Here is a 16,976-nt window from a genome sequence, read left to right on the forward strand (position 1 = left end):
GCCCCCCCCCCCCGACCCGGGGGTGGGGGCCCCCCCCCCGTCCCCCCCCCCCCCCCCCCCCCCCCCCCCCCCCCCCCCCGAGCCTGTGCTCATGCGCCCGGGGTGTCCTCCTCCGCCGTGAGGAGGGCCAGCAGGCCGGGGAAGCGCTGTTCGAGGTCGGCCCGGCGGAGGGTGGCCATCCGGCTGTTGCCCCGGTCGACCTGGCGGATCAGGCCGGCTTCGCGCAGGGTGCGGAAGTGGTGGGTGACCGTCGCCTTGCTGACCGGCAGGGCGAAGGAGCTGCAGGTTCGGGCCTCGCCGTCGGGTCCGGCGGCCAGTTCCCGGACCACGCGCCGCCGTAGGGGGTCGGCCAGGGCGCTCAGCACCTTGCCGAGCTGGATCTCCGTGGGCGCGGGGTGTCCCTCGTCGTCGGGCATCGCGGTCACCTCCAAGGTATGGCTTGCATCGTACCTCGGGGCGGCTCTACCGTACGAGAGGTACGACGCACATCGTACCTACTTCGTACCTACTTCGTACCTACTGGATCGGAGACCCCCTGTGGACCAGCCCTTCACCCTCGTCGGCCTCGCCCGCCCCAAGCCCGAGCGCGCGGAGGAACTGCGCCGGCTCCTGCTCTCCTTCGTCGAGCCCACGCGCCGGGAGCCCGGCTGCCTCGAGTACCACTTCCACGAGGACCGGGACGAGCCGGGCGCCTTCGTCTTCTACGAGGCCTGGCGGAGCCAGGAGGACCTCGACGCCCACCTCGCCCTCCCGCACCTCCGGGATTTCTGGGAGCACCGAATGGACTACCTGGAGCGGGACTTGGAAATCCGCTACCTCACCATGCACAGCCCGTACCGGCCGGCTCCGCGAGTGGGGGCGAACGAGGGGGAGCAGCGCGCTCAGACGCCGTTGAGGGCGTAGCTGCGGAAGGTGGCCAGCAGCGGCAGCACCTCGGTCTTGTTGGGGTCCTCGGTCACGGCCCGCATCGCGTCGATGACGGTGTGGGCGATGACCTTGGTGACGGTGAGGTCGTCGGCGGCGGTGACCGTGCCCCAGGCCTTGAGGGTCTGGGTGAGCAGGGCGCTCATCCGGGCGCCGATGTTGGCGCTGACGGCGTCCGAGAGCTCGGCGATCTCCTCGTCGCTCATGCTGGACCGCAGCCCGAAGGCCAGTGCCATCAGCGTGTCCATCGCGTGCTCGCCGTACGCGGCGACCAGCGCCGGCAGCGACTGCTCCCCGGCCGCGCCCGCCGCGAGGGCGACCAGCGCCTCGTCGTCGTCCTTCCAGGCCGCCTCCAGGGCGGCCAAGGCCCGGAGGGCCTCGTCCATGCTCAGCCCGTCTGTCATGTGGGCAACCTAATGAGCATCCGGTGCCCGAATCTGCAATTCGGGCACCAGGATCACTCCATCGAGCGAAGTCAGGGCCGTTCCGGCCGGTGGACGTGTGCGAAGTGCTCCGCGTTCCAGCGGCCGCCCAGTTCCGGGGCCAGGGAGGCGACGGCCAGGGCCGCGAAGTCCTCGGCCGAGCCGGCCCGTTCCGGCAGGGCGCCGAGCAGCGGGGCGCCGGCCGAGCGGGGCAGGTCGGCGAGGTTGCAGCGTTCGGCGAGGCCGGGCTCGGCGGGCCAGGAGCCGACGACGACGCCGGCGAGCGGGAGTTCGCGGGCGGCCAGGGCCTCGGCCGTGAGCGAGACGATGTTGAGGGTGCCCAGGCCGGCGGAGGCGATCAGCAGCACCTCGGCGTCGAGGCCCGCCTCCCGTACGGCCCGGGCCTGGTCGGCCAGCGTGCGGCCCTCGTCGTCGTAGCGGACGAGCAGGCCGCCCGCGCCCTCGACCAGCACCAGATCGTGGGTGGCGGCGAGGTCGGCGACCTCGGCGACCACCTCGGCGGGGGAGAGGTAGGGCATCCCGGCCCGCCGGGCGGCGGTGTCGGGGGCCAGCGGCTCGGGATAGCGCACCAGCTCACGGACCGTCAGTTCGCCTGCCAGGCGCCGCACTTCGGCGGCGTCGCCCGGCTCGTCCGGTGTGACGCCGGTCTGTCCGGGCTTGAGCACGGCGACCTTCCGGCCCTCGTGCAGCGCGGCCGAGGCGAGGGCCGCGGTGGCGACGGTCTTGCCGACGTCCGTGTTGGTGCCGGTCACGAAGAGGATGCGCGCGGTCATCCGGCCACCGCCGCGGCGGTCACTGCGGCAGCGATGCGTGCCACGTCCTCGTCCTCCGTCACGTAGGGGGGCATGGTGTAGATCAGGTCCCGGAACGGGCGCAGCCAGACGCCCGCCCGGGCGGCGGCCTCGGTGGCTGCCGGGACGTCCACCGGGTGGTCCAACTGCACGACGCCGATGGCGCCTTGGGCCCGTACGTCGCGTACGCCCGGCAGGTCAGTGGCCGCCGCGAGGCCGTCCCGCAGGCCGCCCTCGATGCGCTTGACCTCGACCGCCCAGTCCTGCCCGAGCAGCAGGTCCAGCGAGGCGTTGGCGGCCGCGCAGGCCAGCGGGTTGCCCATGAAGGTCGGGCCGTGGGCGAGCACGGGCATCTCGCCGCGGCTGATGCCGTCGGCGACCTCGCCGGTGCACAGCGCGGCGGCCAGCGTGAGGTAGCCGCCGGTGAGCGCCTTGCCGAGGCACATCACGTCGGGGGAGACGCCCGCGTGGTCGGCGGCGAACAGGGCGCCGCTGCGGCCGAAGCCGGTGGCGATCTCGTCGAAGACCAGCAGCACGCCGTGCCGGTCGCAGAGTTCGCGCAGCATCCGCAGGTAGGCGGGGGAGTGGAACTGCATGCCGCCCGCGCCCTGGACCACCGGTTCGACGATGACGGCGGCCAGCTCGTCGGCGTGACGGACCATCAACTCCTCGAACTGCGCGGCGTATTCGGGGTCGAGCGGGGCGTCGAAGCCGGCCGGCGGCTGCGGGGCGAAGAGCTGCCCGGGCAGCACCCCGCCCCACAGGTGGTGCATCCCGCCGTCGGGGTCGCAGACCGACATCGGGTGGAAGGTGTCGCCGTGGTAGCCGCCGCGCCAGGTCAGCAGTCGGCGCTTCTCGGGCCGGCCGGTGGACTGCCAGTACTGGAGGCACATCTTCATCGCGACCTCGACCGCGACCGAGCCGGAGTCGGCGAGGAAGACGTGCCGGAGCGGCTCCGGGGTGATCTCGACCAGGCGGGCGGCCAGCCGCACGGCGGGCTCGTGGGTGAGCCCGCCGAACATCACATGGCTCATCCGCCCCAGCTGCTCGCGCACCGCCTCGTCCAGCACCGGGTGCCGGTAGCCGTGGATCGCCGCCCACCAGGAGGACATGCCGTCGACCAGTTCGCGCCGCCCGCCCGCGACGGGCTCCGCCAGGCGCAGGCGGACGCCCGAGGCGGATTCGACCACGTACGGGGTGACGGTGCCGGGCATCGGCCCGTACGGGTGCCAGACGTGCGCCCGGTCGAGGGCGAGCAGCGTGTCCGCGGACAGCTGGGACATGGTGAGATCGCTCCGGAGTGTGCGGGAGGGTCAGGCGTTGGGCGCGAGTTCGGTGCCGGCGCCGCGGCGGCGGACCTTGACCAGGTCCTCGCGCAGCCCGTCGTTCGTGCCCTCCACGGCTGCGGCCGGGGCCGATGCAGCGTCGGTGTCGTGCGCGTGCCCGCCGCACGGCCCGCAGCCGCCGCCGCTGCCGCAGGCCGAGGCCGCGGTGCCGCACCCGGAGCCGGAGGCGGCGGCAGCGGCCACGTCGGCGCGGTGGCGGGGCAGGGTGGCCTCGCCCGCGCCCTCGACCTCGAAGCCCGCGTCCTTGATCATGTCGAGGTCGGCCTGCCCGGCCTGGCCCTCGCTGGTCAGGTAGTCGCCGAGGAAGATCGAGTTGGCGATGTGCAGGCCGAGCGGCTGCATGGTGCGCAGGTGGACCTCGCGGCCGCCGGCGATCCGCACCTCGGTGTCGGGGTTGACGAAGCGGACCATCGCCAGGATGCGCAGGCAGCGCTGCGGGGTGAGGTTCCACTCCTTGGCGAGCGGGGTGCCCTCGAAGGGGATCAGGAAGTTGACCGGGACGGAGTCCGAGCCGAGCTCGCGCAGCGCGAACACCACGTCGACCAGGTCCTTGTCGGTCTCGCCCATGCCGGCGATCAGGCCGGAGCAGGCGGACAGGCCGGCGCCGTGCGCCTTCTGCACCGTGTCGACCCGGTCCGCGTAGGTGTGGGTCTTGGTGATGGTCCCGTAGGTGTTCTCGGAGGTGTTGAGGTTGTGGTTGTAGGCGTCGGCACCGGCCGCCTTGAGCCGCTCGGCCTGGTTGTCGGACAGCAGGCCGAGGCAGACGCAGATCTCGACCTCGGGGTCGGCGTCCTTGATGGCGGCCATGGTGTCGGTGACCCGGTCGATGTCACGGTCCGTCGGGCCGCGGCCGCTGGCGACCAGGCAGACCCGCTTGGCGCCGCCGGCCACCCCGGCGCGGGCGGCGTCGGCGGCCTGGTCCGGCTTGAGCCAGGTGTACTTGAGGATCTCGGCCTTGGACCCGAGCCGCTGGGAGCAGTAGGAGCAGTCCTCGGGGCAGAGTCCGCTCTTGAGGTTCACCAGGTAGTTGAGCTTGACCCGGCGGCCGAACCAGCGGCGGCGCACCTTGCCGGCCGCGGCGACCACGTCGAGCAGCTCGTCGTCGGTGGTGGCGAGGACGGCCAGGGCCTCCTCGCGGGTCGGGACTTCGCCGCGCAGGCCCTTGGCGGTGAGGGTATCGAGCAGATCCATGGGGCCGATCCTGCCTGCTGGCGCTCGAATGGCGCCAGAGCAAACCCACCAGAAGATCCCCGGAAGGATGTGCCGATTGCCACAGTGTCGAAGCTCACGGCGTCGGCGCTGGTCACGCGCTTGACGGCGGCGCCGAAGGGCGGTTACCGGCGGGTAGGTCGGAGGTGGGGCGGAGGCGGGGTCGAGGGTGGGGTCGGGGGTGGGGCGGGCGAAGATCGACAAGCCCCCGACCCCGTGACCGGCGCCACTCGGCGGGTGCTTAGAATCTGCGCCATGACCACGCAGGGGGAGCGCACCCCGACTCCGGGAGAGGGCCAGGACGGCCGGGCAGGACAGCGGACCGGCGGGGGAGCCGAGGGGGCCGTCGGCACCGGGCGCAGGCGCGGCCTGCGGCTGAACGGCCGCCGGGCGGTCGGCTGGGTCGCCGTGGTCGGCGTGGTCGCGGCCGGCGGATGGATCATCACCCGCGAGACGCCCGGCGACTACATACCCGGCCTGGGCCCGTCCAAGGCGGATGCCACCCGCACGCCCCCCGTGGTCGGCGCCCCGCCGCCCGTCACCGACCCCGAGGGCCTCAACGCCGACAACCTCTTCCCCGCCCAGCGCCCGGTCGAGGTCGCCGGCTACAAGGCTCGGCGCAACGGCATCCGGCAGGGTGAGAAGTGCGACGAGGTGCTCCAGGACCGCACCCAGGAACTGCTCAAGGACACCGGCTGCCAGGCCTATCTGACGGTCAGCTTCACCGGCGTCGACCGCCCGGTGCTCTCCAGCGTCACCCTGCTGCGCTTCGCCGACCAGTCCACCGCCGCCAGGGCCGCCGACACCCTGCGGGGCAAGCCCGGCGCGGTCGCCTTCATCCTCGCCGACACCACCATCGCGCCCGCGCAGTCCGGCGGCGGCAAGCCGGGCGGCGAACCGCGGATCGAGGCCGTCGGCCACTACGTGACCGTCACCAGCTCCCGCGCCGGCGACGCCCGCCCGACCGGCAGCCCCGCCGCGGGCACCCCCGCGGCGACCACCCCGGCGCCCGGCGCCCCGGGCACCGGCGGCGAACCGAACCTGGACGAGGCCACCCGCGCGCTGTCGTACGCGGCGGGGCAGCCGTTCGTCTGGATGCAGCCCTAGCACGGCGGTGTGACGAACGGCCAGGGGCCCGGCGCGACGTGCGCCGGGCCCCCTCGTCGTCCGAGCGGCCGTCACCCGCCGAGCCGGTCCACCGCCGTCACCCGCACCACGGCCCGGCCCTCCTCGTCCGAGCCGTACAGGTCGACCTCGGCGCTGATGCCCCAGTCGTGGTCGCCCTCCGGGTCGTCGAAGATCTGCCGGACCTTCCAGGCGGAGTCCTCCTCCTCGATGATCAGCATCTTCGGGCCGCGCGCGTTCGGGCCGGTGCCCAGGTCGTCGTACTCGTCCCAGTAGCCGTCCATGGCGTCCGCCCAGCGGTCCGCGTCCCAGCCGTACTCGCCGTCCAGCTCGCCGAGTTCGTCCCAGCGCTCCAGCGCGCACAGCTCCACCCGGCGGAACATCTCGTTGCGCACCAGCACCCGGAAGGCCCGGGCGTTCGCCGTCACCGGCGCCGGCTTGTCGTCCAGGGTGACCTCGGCGGTGGCCGCCTCGGTCGGGTTGGCCAGCTGCTCCCACTCGTCCAGCAGGCTGGAGTCGACCTGGCGGACCAGCTCGCCGAGCCAGGCGATGACGTCCTTGAGGTCGTCCGTCTTCACGTCCTCGGGGACGGTCTGCTCCAGCGCCTTGTACGCACCGGCCAGGTAGCGCAGCACGATGCCCTCGGTGCGGGCCAGTTCGTAGAAACCGACGTAGTCCGAGAAGGTCATCGCCCGCTCGTACAGGTCGCGCACCACGGACTTCGGCTGGAGCTGGTGGTCGCCGATCCACGGGTGCGCCCGGCGGTACACCTCGTACGCGTGGGTGAGCAGCTCCTCCAGCGGCTTCGGGTAGGTGATCTCCTGGAGCCGCTCCATCCGCTCCTCGTACTCGATGCCGTCCCGCTTCATCTCGCCGACGGCCTCGCCGCGCGCCTTGTTCTGCTGGGCGGCGAGGATCTGGCGCGGGTCGTCGAGGGTCGCCTCGACCACCGAGATGACGTCCATCGCGTACGCGGGGGAGGTGGGGTCGAGCAGTTCGAAGGAGGCCAGCGCGAAGGTGGACAGCGGCTGGTTGAGCGCGAAGTTCTCCTGGAGGTCCAGGGTCAGGCGGACGATCCGGCCCTCCGCGTCCGGCTCCGGCAGCCGCTCCACCACGCCGCCCTCCAGCAGCGAGCGGTAGATCGCGATCGCGGTGCGGATGTGCCGGCGCTGGGCGGCCTTGTCCTCGTGGTTGTCGGTGAGCAGCTTGCGCATCGCCTCGAAGGCGTTGCCCGGGCGGCCGATCACCGACAGCAGCATCGCGTGGCTCACCTTGAACCGGGAGACCAGCGGCTCCGGGTCGGCGCCGATCAGCTTGTCGAAGGTCTCCTCGGTCCAGCCGACGAAGCCCTCCGGCGCCTTCTTCCGCACCACCTTGCGCTTCTTCTTCGGGTCGTCCCCGGCCTTGGCGACCGCCTTGTCGTTCTCGATCACGTGCTCCGGCGCCTGGGCCACGACCTGGCCCACGGTGTCGAAGCCGGCCCGGCCCGCGCGCCCGGCGATCTGGTGGAACTCGCGGGCGCGCAGGATGCGCACGCGCTGGCCGTCGTACTTGGACAGGGCGGTGAACAGCACCGTGCGGATCGGCACATTGACGCCCACACCGAGCGTGTCCGTCCCGCAGATCACCTTCAACAGGCCCGCCTGGGCGAGGCGTTCGACCAGCCGGCGGTACTTCGGCAGCATGCCCGCGTGGTGCACGCCGATGCCGTGGCGGACGAAACGCGACAGGTTGCGGCCGAACTTGGTGGTGAAGCGGAAGCCGCCGATCAGCTCGGAGATGGCCTCCTTCTCCGCCTTCGAGCACATGTTGATGCTCATCAGCGACTGGGCCCGCTCCACCGCTTCCTTCTGGGTGAAGTGCACGACGTAGACCGGCGCCTGGCCGGTCTGCAGCAGCTCCTCCAGGGTGTCGTGCAGGGTGGTGCGGCGGTACTCGTAGAACAGCGGCACCGGGCGGGTCGCGTTGCGCACCACGGTGGTCGGCCGGCCGGTGCGGCGGGTCAGGTCCTCCTCGAAGCGGCGCACGTCGCCCAGCGTCGCCGACATCAGCAGGAACTGCGCCTGCGGCAGCTCCAGCAGCGGGATCTGCCAGGCCCAGCCGCGGTCCGGCTCGGCGTAGAAGTGGAACTCGTCCATGACGACCTGGCCGATGTCCGCCCGGGCACCGTCGCGCAGCGCGATCTGCGCCAGCACCTCGGCCGTGCAGCAGATGATCGGCGCGGTCGGGTTGACGCTGGCGTCACCCGTCATCATGCCGACCTGCTCGGTACCGAACATCTTCACCAGGTCGAAGAACTTCTCCGACACCAGCGCCTTGATCGGCGCGGTGTAGAAGGTCCGCTGCCCCTCCGCCAGCGCCGCGAAGTGCGCACCGGCCGCCACCAGGGACTTTCCCGAGCCGGTCGGCGTCGCGAGGATGACGTTGTTCCCGGAGACCAGCTCGATCAGCGCCTCCTCCTGCGCCGGGTACAGCGTGATCCCGCGCTCCTCCGCCCAGGCCGCGAAGGTCTCGTACAGCGCATCGGGAGTGGCGGGCTTCGGCATCAGATCAAGGAGGGTCACCGGGCTATCTTGCCTGCTCGCCGCCACCCCCGGCAAAGCCTCCGGGCGGCCGGCGGCCGGACCCCGGTTGTCACGACCGGCCAGTGGGCCGCGCCGATCATGTGCCGAGTGGCACATTGATCCCCGTTCGCGGGGCGTGTCAGAGTGCCGGACATGGCCCTCCCCCTCGCCTCCCAGCCCCGCCCCGCTGTCGCGCCCGACGCCGGGCCCGCCCCCGCGCACGTCTTCGACTGGCTCGACGAGGCCGCCGCGCTGCGCGCCGACGCCGGGCTGACCCGCACGCTGCGCAGCCGGCGCGCGGAGGACGCGGTGCTGGACCTCGCGGGCAACGACTACCTGGGGCTGACCAGGCACCCGGCGGTGACCGGGGCCGCGGCGGAGGCCGCCCTGCGGTGGGGCGGGGGGTCGACCGGGTCCCGGCTGGTGACCGGGACGACCGCGCTGCACACCGAACTGGAGCAGGAACTCGCCGAGTTCTGCGGGGTCGAGGCCGCGCTGGTGTTCTCCTCCGGGTACACGGCCAACCTCGCCGCCCTCACCGCGCTGACCGACCCGGACACCCTGATCGTCTCCGACGCCTACAACCACGCCTCGCTGATCGACGGCTGCCGGCTGGCCCGCGCCGACGTCCACCGGGCCCCGCACAGCGACCCGGCCGCGGTCGCCGACGCGCTGGCCGCGCGGGAACAGCGGCGGGCGCTGGTGGTCAGCGACTCGGTGTTCTCGGTGGACGGCGACGCGGCGCCGCTGCGCGCACTCTCCGAGGCCGCCCGGAGCGGCGGGGCCGCCCTGCTGGTGGACGACGCCCACGGGCTGGGTGTGCTCGGCCCCGGCGGGCGCGGCGCACTGGCGGCCGCCGGGCTGGCCGGGCAGCCGGACACCGTCGCCACCGTCACCCTGTCGAAGTCGCTCGGTTCCCAGGGCGGCGCCGTGCTCGGCCCGCGCCGGGTCGTCCGGCACCTGACCGAGACGGCCCGCACCTTCATCTTCGACACCGGCCTCGCCCCGGCCGCCGCCGGCGCCGCCCTCGCCGCGCTGCGCCTGCTGCGCGCCGAACCGGAGCGCGCCGACCGCGCCCGCGAGGTCGCCCGCACCCTCGCCGCCCGCCTCACCGCCGCCGGCCTGCAGGCCTGCCAGCCCGACGCGGCCGTGGTCTCGGTCCGCGCCCCGGGCCCGGAGGCCGCCGTCGCCTGGGCCGCCGACTGCCTCCGTGCGGGCCTCGCCGTGGGCTGCTTCCGGCCCCCGTCCGTCCCGGACGGCATCTCCCGCCTGCGCCTGACCGCCCGCGGGGACCTCACGGACCAGCAGATCGCCGACGCCGTCCGCACCATCGCCGACCTCGCCCCGGCGGGCGCCCGGATCGCATGACCGCCCGGCGGCCGGGGTCGACGGCGGCCCGGGGTTCGATCAGGGCGTGAGGTCGATGACCCGTACGGGCTGACCGGCCCACCGCGCGGGGTCGGTGGTGGCGACGACCGCGCCGGACGGACGGTCCGGGGTGGGCGCGGCGGCGTGGCGGGCGTGGGCCTGGGCCCAGGTGGTGTCACCGGCCACGGCCAACGCGGCCGAGAGGTCCAGATCGAGGACGGTGACGCCAGGAAGTGCCGCCAGGTGCTCGGCGGTGCCGGGCCGGGCGCGGTCGGCCTCCACCAGGGCGCACGCGGGTGCGTAGAGGTACCAGCCCGGCTCGGCGTGGGCGCGGTGGACGAGACGGGATGCCAGCAGGTTGCCGCGTCCGGCCGCGACCATGGCGGTGTCGTCGAGGACGACGTGCAGTTCGGTCACCGGATCTCCGCCTGGGCCAGGCGCCGGTCGAGCTCGGCGTCCAGTTGCCGGGTGTGGGCGGCGTCCGGGTCGTAGCCGTTCCAGGCCTTGAGGGCCGCGCGGGCCTGTTCCGCCCGCTCGGCCCGTTCGGCGGGGGTGAGCAGGGTCTCCGCGAGGTGGGCGAGGTAGGAGCGCAGCGAGAGGTGCTCGGCGGCCGCGATCTCGGCGAGTCTGTCGCGTGCTTCGACGGGGATTCGAACGTTGGCATCGGCCATGGGAGGCTCCCTTCGGTTGCCATCAGGGTACGGGTACGCACCCGTACCCGCCAAGCGGGTCGGCGCGTCACGGCTGCCCGAGGACCAGCAGGGCCTCGGCGCCGACCGGCCGGTAGCCGGCGGCCTGGAAGGCGCGGACGCTGGGGGCGTTGCCGGGGGCCTGCTGGGCCCAGACCACCTCGCCCTCCGGCAGCAGGTGGCGGGCGGCGGTGGCGAGCGCGCGGCCGAGGCCCCGGCCCCGGGCGTGCGGGTCGACCTCGACGGCGGTCTCCCAGCGGCCGGCCACGCCCCGGCCCAGGATGAGCACGCCGCCGTCGGCCTCGTACACCCGGACGTCCTCGCGGTAGCGCAACGCCCGTACCACGCGCGGGTGTTCGCGGTCCTCGACCGGGCTGAGCGGCAGCGGCGGCCCGCCCGGGAGGCGGTCGGCGACGGTGAGCAGGTCGATGTTGTTGACGGTCCGCCCGGTCCGCTCGGCGAAGGCGGTGAGGAAGGGCGGGCAGAGCGGGACGGACAGCGGGTCGCCCGGGGCGGCGGCGACGGCGGCGCGCACCCAGTCCGGGTCCTGGTCGGTGAAGACCACGGCGTGCGCGGCGAAGGAGACCACCCCGGCCTCGCGCGGCGAGGGCTGGGGCACCACCGTCACCGAGCCGTCCGGCGGCGGGAACACCCCGCCCGCCGCGTCCGCCAGGATCTCCGCCAGCCCCCGTGCGCCCATGTCCGTTCCCTCCCTGGAAAGTTGTCCGCCCCAGTTGATCACCGCGGGCGGCGATACACCAGCAGGTACCGCCAGAACAGCAGCCGCCGCAGCCGGAATCCGGGCAGGTGCCGGGTGGCGTACGCCCGGATGTCGGGGAGCGAGGTCTGCGGCATCGCGATCGGCGCCCGGACGGCCGGTGGTGGTGCGCCGCGTTCGCGCAGGTGGACGGCGAGGCGGCAGAGGGCGTTCACCGGGACGGCGGCCAGGCTGATCAGCCGGTCCCCGGGGGTGGTCTCGCGGTAGCAGCCCAGCACGACCAGGACCCCGCCGGGCGCGAGCGCCTCGCGCAGCCGGGCCAGGGTGTCCAGCGGCAGGTGGTGGAGGCTGGCCAGGCAGGAGATGAAGTCGTAGTGGCCGGGCGGCAGTTGGAGCGCGGTGAGGTCGCTCTGCCGGTAGTGGACGGCGGCCGGGGCGGAGGAGCCGCGCGCGGCGGCGAGGACGGCCTCGTCCCGGTCGACGGCGTCCACCTCCAGGCCCCGGCGGGCGAGCGCCCGGGCGAAGCGGCCGGTGCCGCAGCCGACGTCCAGGGCGCGGCGGGCGCCGGGCGGCACGGTGCGCAGCACGGACCGGTGGTAGTGGTCGTTGTGGTCGAAGGGCATCCGGTCAGACTACGAGGAGGCCAGGAGCCCAGGAGCCCAGGGAGCCCAGGAGGCTAGACGGCCTTCTTCCGGGCCCGGCTGGGCTGCACCCGGGTCGGTTCGCCGGCGGCCTTGGGGTGGTCGGGCGGGTACGGGAGTTCGCCGAGGCCCTCGTCGTGCAGCTGCTTCTCGTACAGCTCCAGCAGGCCGTCCAGCCGGTACGCGTGGTCCGCCATCTCCGCGTTGGGGTCGCCGAGTTCGGCGAAGCGGGCGGGGACGGTGCGCAGGTCGAAGTCCTCGGGGGTGGCGTCGTCGAGTTCGTCCCAGCGCAGCGGGGCGGAGGCGGTGGCGCGGGGGCGGGCGCGCAGCGAGTAGGCGGAGGCGATGGTGCGGTCGCGGGCCATCTGGTTGTAGTCGACGAAGATGCGTTCGCCGCGTTCCTCCTTCCACCAGGCGGTGGTGACCTTCCCCGGCATCCGCTGTTCCAGCACCCGGCCGAGCGCGATCACGGCGTGCCGCCCGTCGGTGAAGGTCCACTCGGGCACCAGTGGGACGTAGACGTGCAGGCCGCGCCCGCCGGAGGACTTGGGCCAGCCGCGCAGCCCGTACTCCTCCAGCAGGGCGCGCAGTTCGTGGGCGGCGCGGACGGCGTCGTGGAAGTCGGTGCCGGGCTGCGGGTCGAGGTCGATGCGCAGTTCGTCGACGTGGTCGGTGTCGCCGCGCCGGACCGGCCAGGGGTGGAAGGTGAGGCAGCCCAGGTTGGCGGCCCACAGCACGGCGGCCGGTTCGGTGGGGCAGATCTCGTCGGCGGAGCGCCCGCTGGGGAACTCGATCCGGGCGGTGGGCAGCCAGTCCGGCAGGCCCTTGGGGGCGCGCTTCTGGTAGAAGAACTCGCCGTCGACCCCGTCGGGGAAGCGCTGGAGGGTGGTGGGCCGGTCGCGCAGCCCGTGCAGCACCCCGTCGGCGACGGCCAGGTAGTAGTGGGCGACGTCCAGCTTGGTGAAGCCGCGCTCGGGGTAGTACACCTTGTCCGGGTTGGACAGCCGGACGGTGCGCCCGGCGACTTCCAGTTCGACGGCTGTGCCCATGCCTCTCACGCTAAGGGCGCCGCGCCCGGCGCGCGCCCCGGGGCGAACCGCGCCAGGCTGGGACGCATGGACCTGCCCGTGATGCCGCCGGTGGCCCCGATGCTCGCCAAGTCGGTGGCCAGGATCCCGACGGGGATGCAGTACGAGGCCAAGTGGGACGGCTTCCGCAGCATCGTGTTCCGCGACGGCGCCGAGGTGGAGCTGGGCAGCCGCACCGGCAAGCCGCTGACCAGGTACTTCCCCGAACTGGTGGAGGCCTTCCGGCGGGAGCTGCCGCCGCGCTGCGTGCTGGACGGCGAGGTGGTGATCGCCCGGGAGGGGCGGCTGCGCTTCGAGGAGCTGCTGGAGCGGATCCACCCGGCGGCGAGCCGGGTGAAGCTGCTCGCGGAGCGGACGCCCGCCTCCTTCGTGGCCTTCGACCTGCTCGCCCTCGGTGACGACTCGCTGCTGGACGAGCCGCTGTCGGTGCGCCGCCCGGCCCTGGAGGCGGCGCTCGCGCGGGCCGCCGACCCGGTGTTCACCGCCCCGGCCTCGACCGACCCCGAGCTGGCGCAGAGCTGGTTCGCCGAGTTCGAGGGCGCCGGGCTGGACGGGGTGGTGGCCAAGCCGCTGGACCAGCCGTACCGGCCGGGCGAGCGGACCATGTACAAGATCAAGCACGAGCGCACCGCCGACTGCGTGGTGGCCGGCTACCGCGAGCACAAGAGCGGCCCGGTGGTCGGCTCGCTGCTGCTGGGCATCCACGACGACGAGGGCCGGCTCCAGCACGTCGGGGTGTGCGCCGCCTTCTCGATGGCGCGCCGCCGCGAACTGGCCGATGAGCTGGCCCCGCTGAGGACGGACGACCTCGCCGAACACCCCTGGGGCGCCTGGGCGGAGGAGTCCGCGCACGCGGAGGGGCGGCTGCCGGGGGCGGTCAGCCGCTGGACCGGCGGCAAGGACCTGTCCTGGATCGCGCTGCGCCCCGAGCGGGTGGTCGAGGTGGCGTACGACCACATGGAGGGCAGCCGCTTCCGGCACACCGCCCAGTTCCGCCGCTGGCGCCCGGACCGCACGCCGGAGAGCTGCACCTACGCGCAGTTGGAGGAGCCGGTCTCGTACGACCTCGGCAAGGTACTGGGGATCTGACGGAGCGTCATGGACGTAGCAGGCCCGACCCGGTCGCACCGGGTCGGGCTCGCGTCCTGCCCGCGTGCCGTGGTCGGGCCCGTGTCGCGGTCAGGCCCGCACGGTGGTGGGGGCGTTGCCCGGGAGCGAGGGCGCGCCGCTGCCGGAGCCGGTGGCCGAGGGGGAGCCGGAGCCGCCGCCCGAGGCCGGGGCCGACGGCGAGGCGGTCTCGGTCGGGAGCGCGTAGACGTTGTTCGGCGAGATGATCTTGGTGATCGCGTTGGCGAACAGCGTGGACGGCTCCTGGCCCTGGGAGATCACATCGGTGTTGAGCAGCAGCACCAGGGTGGCCTGGGCGTCCGGCATGTACACCGCGACGCTCTCGTAACCGGGCATCGAGCCGTTGTGCCCGATCCAGCCGTTGTTGTTGAACAGCCCGAAGCCGTAGGTGACGCCCGGGTCGCCGGTGGGCAGGGTCTTCAACCGCTCGGTCTGGCTGGCCGGGCTGATGATGGCGCCGGTGGCCACGGTCTTGGCCCAGCTCTCCAGGTCGGCGAGCTGGGTGATGACGGCCCCGGCCGTCCAGGCCCAGGACGGGTTCCAGTTGGTGGCGTCCTGGATGTCCCCGTTGGGCGTCTGGTTGGTGTAGCCGTGGGCGTGCGGGTCGGGGAGCGTCCCGTCGGTGGGGAAGCTCGTCTTGGCCAGCGAGGCGGGCGTGAACACCTGGGACTGGAGGAAGTCGCCGGCGCTCTGCCCGCCGAGCTTCTCGATCAGCTTGCCCAGGATGATGTAGTTGCTGTTGTTGTACTGGAACCGCTGGCCGGGCGGGAACACGGCGGGGTGCTTGTAGCCGTAGGCGAGCAGCTGGTCCGGGGTGAACACGTGGTTCGGGTCGCTGATCAGCGTGTTCACGAAGTCCGGGTCGGAGCTGTACGGGAACAGGCCGCTGCGCATCTCGCCGAGCTGGCGGACGGTGATCCCGTCGCCGCCGGGGACGCCGTCCACGTACTTGGAGATCGGGTCGTCCAGCGCCACCTTGCCCTGGTCGACCAGGCGCAGCACGGCGGTCGCGGTGAAGGTCTTGCTCTCGCTGCCGATGCGGGTGAACAGCCCCGCGTCCATCGGCGTGTTGGCGGTCTTGTCGGAGACGCCGAAGGACTTCTGGTACGTGCCGCCCGGGGTGATGATCCCGACCGAGATGCCGGGCACCGAGTTCTGCTTGAGCACCGACTGGATCGCGGCGTCCAGCTTGGCGCTGACGGCCGGGGTCAGCTGCACCACCGCGTTCGAGGAGGCGCTCCCCGAGGGGGTGCCCGGGGAGGAGTACCCCGGAGACGGGCTGAGCGCGGCCGGTTCGGCGGTGACCGCCGGCTCGGCGGCCTGCCGGGCGGGCGTCGACTCTCCGGAGCAGGCGGTGGCGGTCAGCAGGCCGGCCAGCGCGAGGGCGGCGCCTGCGGCCAGCCGGGCGGAACGGGGAGCGGCCGGGCGGGGCCGTCGGGTGTTGGTCATGGAGTGGGGCGCCTCTCTGCGGCGAAGGGCCCCGGAGCGCTGCTCCACGGGGCCGTGGGGGAGCGTCGCCACCGTAAGCACCGCGCTCGAACACCCGCGCGTCGGTGGCGGCCGGGCTGGCCCGAACGGACCCAAGCCCACCCGAGTGGCCCGTTCCCGCTGGCGGATCGTTGTCAAGTACCCCGGCGGTACGGCCGGTTGGTGTCGTCACCGGCGCCGCGCGCTCGGCCGGACGGGTGAGCACCGGCACGCCGCACCCGCCCCCGGGCCCAGCTCGGGCACGATCGTTCAGCTCAGCTGTGGCCGTCCTTAAGAATTCCTCGATGGACCGCACCCCCTCCCACCAGGCAGATTTCTGCCTGCCGGAGCGTGCCCGTCAGGAGCGGCCGAACCGAGCCCCCGGCCTGCCCGACCCTCGAAGGCCGTCCCCGATCAGCACGTCAGGAGCCGTCTCCCGTGAAGGCACTCGTCAAGCAGCACGCCGAGCCCGGCCTCTGGATGATCGACGTCCCGAAGCCCGAGATCGGCCCCGGCGAGGTGCTGATCAAGGTGCTGCGCACCGGCATCTGCGGCACCGACCTGCACATCCGCAAGTGGGACGGCTGGGCGCAGCAGACGATCCGGACCCCGCTGGTGCTCGGCCACGAGTTCGTCGGCGAGGTCGCCGAGATCGGCGCCGGCGTCGCGGACATCGCGATCGGCGACCTGGTCAGCGGCGAGGGCCACCTGGTCTGCGGCAAGTGCCGCAACTGCCTGGCCGGCCGCCGCCACCTGTGCCGCAACACCGTCGGCCTGGGCGTGAACCGGGACGGCGCCTTCGCCGAGTACGTGGCGCTGCCCGCCTCCAACGTCTGGGTGCACCGGGTGCCGGTCGACCTCGACGTGGCCGCGATCTTCGACCCCTTCGGCAACGCCGTGCACACCGCGCTGTCCTTCCCGCTGGTCGGCGAGGACGTGCTGGTCACCGGCGCCGGCCCGATCGGCATCATGGCGGCCGCCGTCGCCAAGCACGCCGGCGCCCGCAACGTGATGATCACCGACGTCTCCCCGTACCGGCTCGACCTGGCCCGCCAGGTCGGCGTGACGCTGGCGCTGAACGTCGCCGAGCACACCATCGAGGAGGGCCAGCAGAAGCTGGGCCTGCGCGAGGGCTTCGACGTCGGCCTGGAGATGTCCGGCCGCCCCGAGGCGATGCAGTCGATGATCGCCAACATGACCCACGGCGGCAAGATCGCCATGCTGGGCCTGCCGGCCGAGGACTTCGCGGTGGACTGGGCCTCGATCGTCACCTCGATGATCACCATCAAGGGCATCTACGGCCGCGAGATGTTCGAGACCTGGTACGCGATGTCGGTGCTGCTGGAGGGCGGCCTGGACCTCAGCCCGGTGATCACCGGCCGCTACGCCGCCACCGACTTCGAGGCCGCCTTCGACGACGCCGCGAGCGGCAACTGCGGCAAGATCATCCTCGACTGGACCGCCTGAGCACCCCG

The 16,976-nt window shown here is 73.4% G+C and carries 17 protein-coding genes; 5 read left to right on the forward strand and 12 right to left on the reverse strand.

The features are described 5' to 3' along the window. Window positions 1-89: 89 nt before the first annotated feature. Window positions 90-416: an ArsR/SmtB family transcription factor gene (locus tag ACZ4W5_RS20885; RefSeq protein ID WP_360243806.1), complete on the reverse strand. Its 327-nt coding sequence runs from the start codon at window positions 414-416 to the stop codon at window positions 90-92. Between the two features lie 121 nt (window positions 417-537). On the opposite strand from ACZ4W5_RS20885, the gene ACZ4W5_RS20890 reads away from it, so the two are divergent. Then, entirely contained in the window at window positions 538-903 is a 366-nt protein-coding gene (locus ACZ4W5_RS20890; RefSeq protein ID WP_360243809.1) for a putative quinol monooxygenase, read from the forward strand. Here ACZ4W5_RS20890 and ACZ4W5_RS20895 read toward each other — a convergent pair. From ACZ4W5_RS20895 to bioB, 4 genes are all read right to left on the reverse strand, one after another. Then, entirely contained in the window at window positions 882-1,328 is a 447-nt protein-coding gene (locus ACZ4W5_RS20895; protein WP_360243812.1) for a hypothetical protein, read from the reverse strand. The genes ACZ4W5_RS20890 and ACZ4W5_RS20895 overlap by 22 nt on opposite strands. Before the next feature lie 71 nt (window positions 1,329-1,399). After that, window positions 1,400-2,140 carry a dethiobiotin synthase gene (gene bioD / locus ACZ4W5_RS20900; RefSeq protein WP_465656087.1) on the reverse strand — a complete coding sequence of 247 codons (741 nt, stop codon included), beginning with the start codon at window positions 2,138-2,140 and terminating at the stop codon, window positions 1,400-1,402. Beyond that, window positions 2,137-3,441 (reverse strand): adenosylmethionine--8-amino-7-oxononanoate transaminase, encoded by a 1,305-nt coding sequence (locus ACZ4W5_RS20905; RefSeq protein ID WP_465656088.1) that lies wholly within the window; start codon window positions 3,439-3,441, stop codon window positions 2,137-2,139. The genes bioD and ACZ4W5_RS20905 overlap by 4 nt, the downstream gene beginning before the upstream one ends. Window positions 3,442-3,471: 30 nt before the next feature. Then, window positions 3,472-4,695, reverse strand: a complete 1,224-nt coding sequence (gene bioB, locus ACZ4W5_RS20910) for a biotin synthase BioB (RefSeq protein ID WP_465656090.1) — start codon at window positions 4,693-4,695, stop codon at window positions 3,472-3,474. Window positions 4,696-4,968: 273 nt separating this feature from the next. Here bioB and ACZ4W5_RS20915 point away from each other — a divergent pair, with 273 nt between their 5' ends. Then, on the forward strand, window positions 4,969-5,820 hold the full coding sequence (locus tag ACZ4W5_RS20915) for a hypothetical protein (RefSeq protein WP_465656092.1): 852 nt from the start codon (window positions 4,969-4,971) through the stop codon (window positions 5,818-5,820). Window positions 5,821-5,891: 71 nt separating this feature from the next. Here ACZ4W5_RS20915 and ACZ4W5_RS20920 read toward each other — a convergent pair whose 3' ends face one another. Next, a complete protein-coding gene (locus tag ACZ4W5_RS20920; RefSeq protein ID WP_402477868.1) occupies window positions 5,892-8,384 on the reverse strand; it encodes a DEAD/DEAH box helicase in 2,493 nt (830 codons plus the stop codon). Window positions 8,385-8,555: 171 nt separating this feature from the next. Here ACZ4W5_RS20920 and ACZ4W5_RS20925 point away from each other — a divergent pair, with 171 nt between their 5' ends. Next, window positions 8,556-9,770 carry an 8-amino-7-oxononanoate synthase gene (locus tag ACZ4W5_RS20925; protein ID WP_465656094.1) on the forward strand — a complete coding sequence of 405 codons (1,215 nt, stop codon included), beginning with the start codon at window positions 8,556-8,558 and terminating at the stop codon, window positions 9,768-9,770. A 39-nt stretch (window positions 9,771-9,809) separates the two neighbouring features. On the opposite strand, the gene ACZ4W5_RS20930 is transcribed toward ACZ4W5_RS20925, so the two are convergent. The 5 genes from ACZ4W5_RS20930 to ligD all read right to left on the reverse strand — a co-directional run bounded on the left by ACZ4W5_RS20930 (window position 9,810) and on the right by ligD (window position 12,867). Next, a complete protein-coding gene (locus tag ACZ4W5_RS20930; protein WP_465656114.1) occupies window positions 9,810-10,178 on the reverse strand; it encodes a PIN domain-containing protein in 369 nt (122 codons plus the stop codon). Between the two features lie 5 nt (window positions 10,179-10,183). Continuing rightward, complete coding sequence (locus ACZ4W5_RS20935) at window positions 10,184-10,441, reverse strand: hypothetical protein (protein ID WP_465656096.1); 258 nt, start codon at window positions 10,439-10,441, stop codon at window positions 10,184-10,186. Window positions 10,442-10,508: 67 nt separating this feature from the next. Then, window positions 10,509-11,159 carry a GNAT family N-acetyltransferase gene (locus tag ACZ4W5_RS20940; protein ID WP_465656098.1) on the reverse strand — a complete coding sequence of 217 codons (651 nt, stop codon included), beginning with the start codon at window positions 11,157-11,159 and terminating at the stop codon, window positions 10,509-10,511. A gap of 38 nt (window positions 11,160-11,197) precedes the next feature. Beyond that, on the reverse strand, window positions 11,198-11,800 hold the full coding sequence (locus tag ACZ4W5_RS20945) for a class I SAM-dependent methyltransferase (protein WP_360243839.1): 603 nt from the start codon (window positions 11,798-11,800) through the stop codon (window positions 11,198-11,200). A gap of 53 nt (window positions 11,801-11,853) precedes the next feature. Continuing rightward, window positions 11,854-12,867, reverse strand: a complete 1,014-nt coding sequence (gene ligD, locus ACZ4W5_RS20950; RefSeq protein WP_465656099.1) for a non-homologous end-joining DNA ligase — start codon at window positions 12,865-12,867, stop codon at window positions 11,854-11,856. A 66-nt stretch (window positions 12,868-12,933) separates the two neighbouring features. On the opposite strand from ligD, the gene ACZ4W5_RS20955 reads away from it, so the two are divergent. Beyond that, window positions 12,934-13,995, forward strand: a complete 1,062-nt coding sequence (locus ACZ4W5_RS20955) for an ATP-dependent DNA ligase (protein ID WP_465656101.1) — start codon at window positions 12,934-12,936, stop codon at window positions 13,993-13,995. A 90-nt stretch (window positions 13,996-14,085) separates the two neighbouring features. On the opposite strand, the gene ACZ4W5_RS20960 is transcribed toward ACZ4W5_RS20955, so the two are convergent. After that, window positions 14,086-15,483 (reverse strand): serine hydrolase domain-containing protein, encoded by a 1,398-nt coding sequence (locus tag ACZ4W5_RS20960; RefSeq protein ID WP_465656102.1) that lies wholly within the window; start codon window positions 15,481-15,483, stop codon window positions 14,086-14,088. A gap of 456 nt (window positions 15,484-15,939) precedes the next feature. Between ACZ4W5_RS20960 and tdh the strand changes: the two genes are divergently transcribed. Then, window positions 15,940-16,968 carry an L-threonine 3-dehydrogenase gene (gene tdh, locus ACZ4W5_RS20965; protein ID WP_360243851.1) on the forward strand — a complete coding sequence of 343 codons (1,029 nt, stop codon included), beginning with the start codon at window positions 15,940-15,942 and terminating at the stop codon, window positions 16,966-16,968. Window positions 16,969-16,976: the final 8 nt, after the last annotated feature.

The sequence above is a fragment of the Kitasatospora sp. NPDC029367 genome (genome assembly GCF_055569135.1).

What these genes read in the sequence shown, in the direction of transcription:
- ACZ4W5_RS20885 (WP_360243806.1), bottom strand. Translation starts at nt 416, where the DNA reads ATGCCCGACGACGAGGGACACCCCGCGCCCACGGAGATCCAGCTCGGC.
- ACZ4W5_RS20895 (WP_360243812.1), bottom strand. Translation starts at nt 1,328, where the DNA reads ATGACAGACGGGCTGAGCATGGACGAGGCCCTCCGGGCCTTGGCCGCC.
- bioD (WP_465656087.1), bottom strand. Translation starts at nt 2,140, where the DNA reads ATGACCGCGCGCATCCTCTTCGTGACCGGCACCAACACGGACGTCGGC.
- ACZ4W5_RS20905 (WP_465656088.1), bottom strand. Translation starts at nt 3,441, where the DNA reads ATGTCCCAGCTGTCCGCGGACACGCTGCTCGCCCTCGACCGGGCGCAC.
- bioB (WP_465656090.1), bottom strand. Translation starts at nt 4,695, where the DNA reads ATGGATCTGCTCGATACCCTCACCGCCAAGGGCCTGCGCGGCGAAGTC.
- ACZ4W5_RS20915 (WP_465656092.1), top strand. Translation starts at nt 4,969, where the DNA reads ATGACCACGCAGGGGGAGCGCACCCCGACTCCGGGAGAGGGCCAGGAC.
- ACZ4W5_RS20920 (WP_402477868.1), bottom strand. Translation starts at nt 8,384, where the DNA reads ATGCCGAAGCCCGCCACTCCCGATGCGCTGTACGAGACCTTCGCGGCC.
- ACZ4W5_RS20925 (WP_465656094.1), top strand. Translation starts at nt 8,556, where the DNA reads ATGGCCCTCCCCCTCGCCTCCCAGCCCCGCCCCGCTGTCGCGCCCGAC.
- ACZ4W5_RS20935 (WP_465656096.1), bottom strand. Translation starts at nt 10,441, where the DNA reads ATGGCCGATGCCAACGTTCGAATCCCCGTCGAAGCACGCGACAGACTC.
- ACZ4W5_RS20940 (WP_465656098.1), bottom strand. Translation starts at nt 11,159, where the DNA reads ATGGGCGCACGGGGGCTGGCGGAGATCCTGGCGGACGCGGCGGGCGGG.
- ACZ4W5_RS20945 (WP_360243839.1), bottom strand. Translation starts at nt 11,800, where the DNA reads ATGCCCTTCGACCACAACGACCACTACCACCGGTCCGTGCTGCGCACC.
- ligD (WP_465656099.1), bottom strand. Translation starts at nt 12,867, where the DNA reads ATGGGCACAGCCGTCGAACTGGAAGTCGCCGGGCGCACCGTCCGGCTG.
- ACZ4W5_RS20955 (WP_465656101.1), top strand. Translation starts at nt 12,934, where the DNA reads ATGGACCTGCCCGTGATGCCGCCGGTGGCCCCGATGCTCGCCAAGTCG.
- ACZ4W5_RS20960 (WP_465656102.1), bottom strand. Translation starts at nt 15,483, where the DNA reads ATGACCAACACCCGACGGCCCCGCCCGGCCGCTCCCCGTTCCGCCCGG.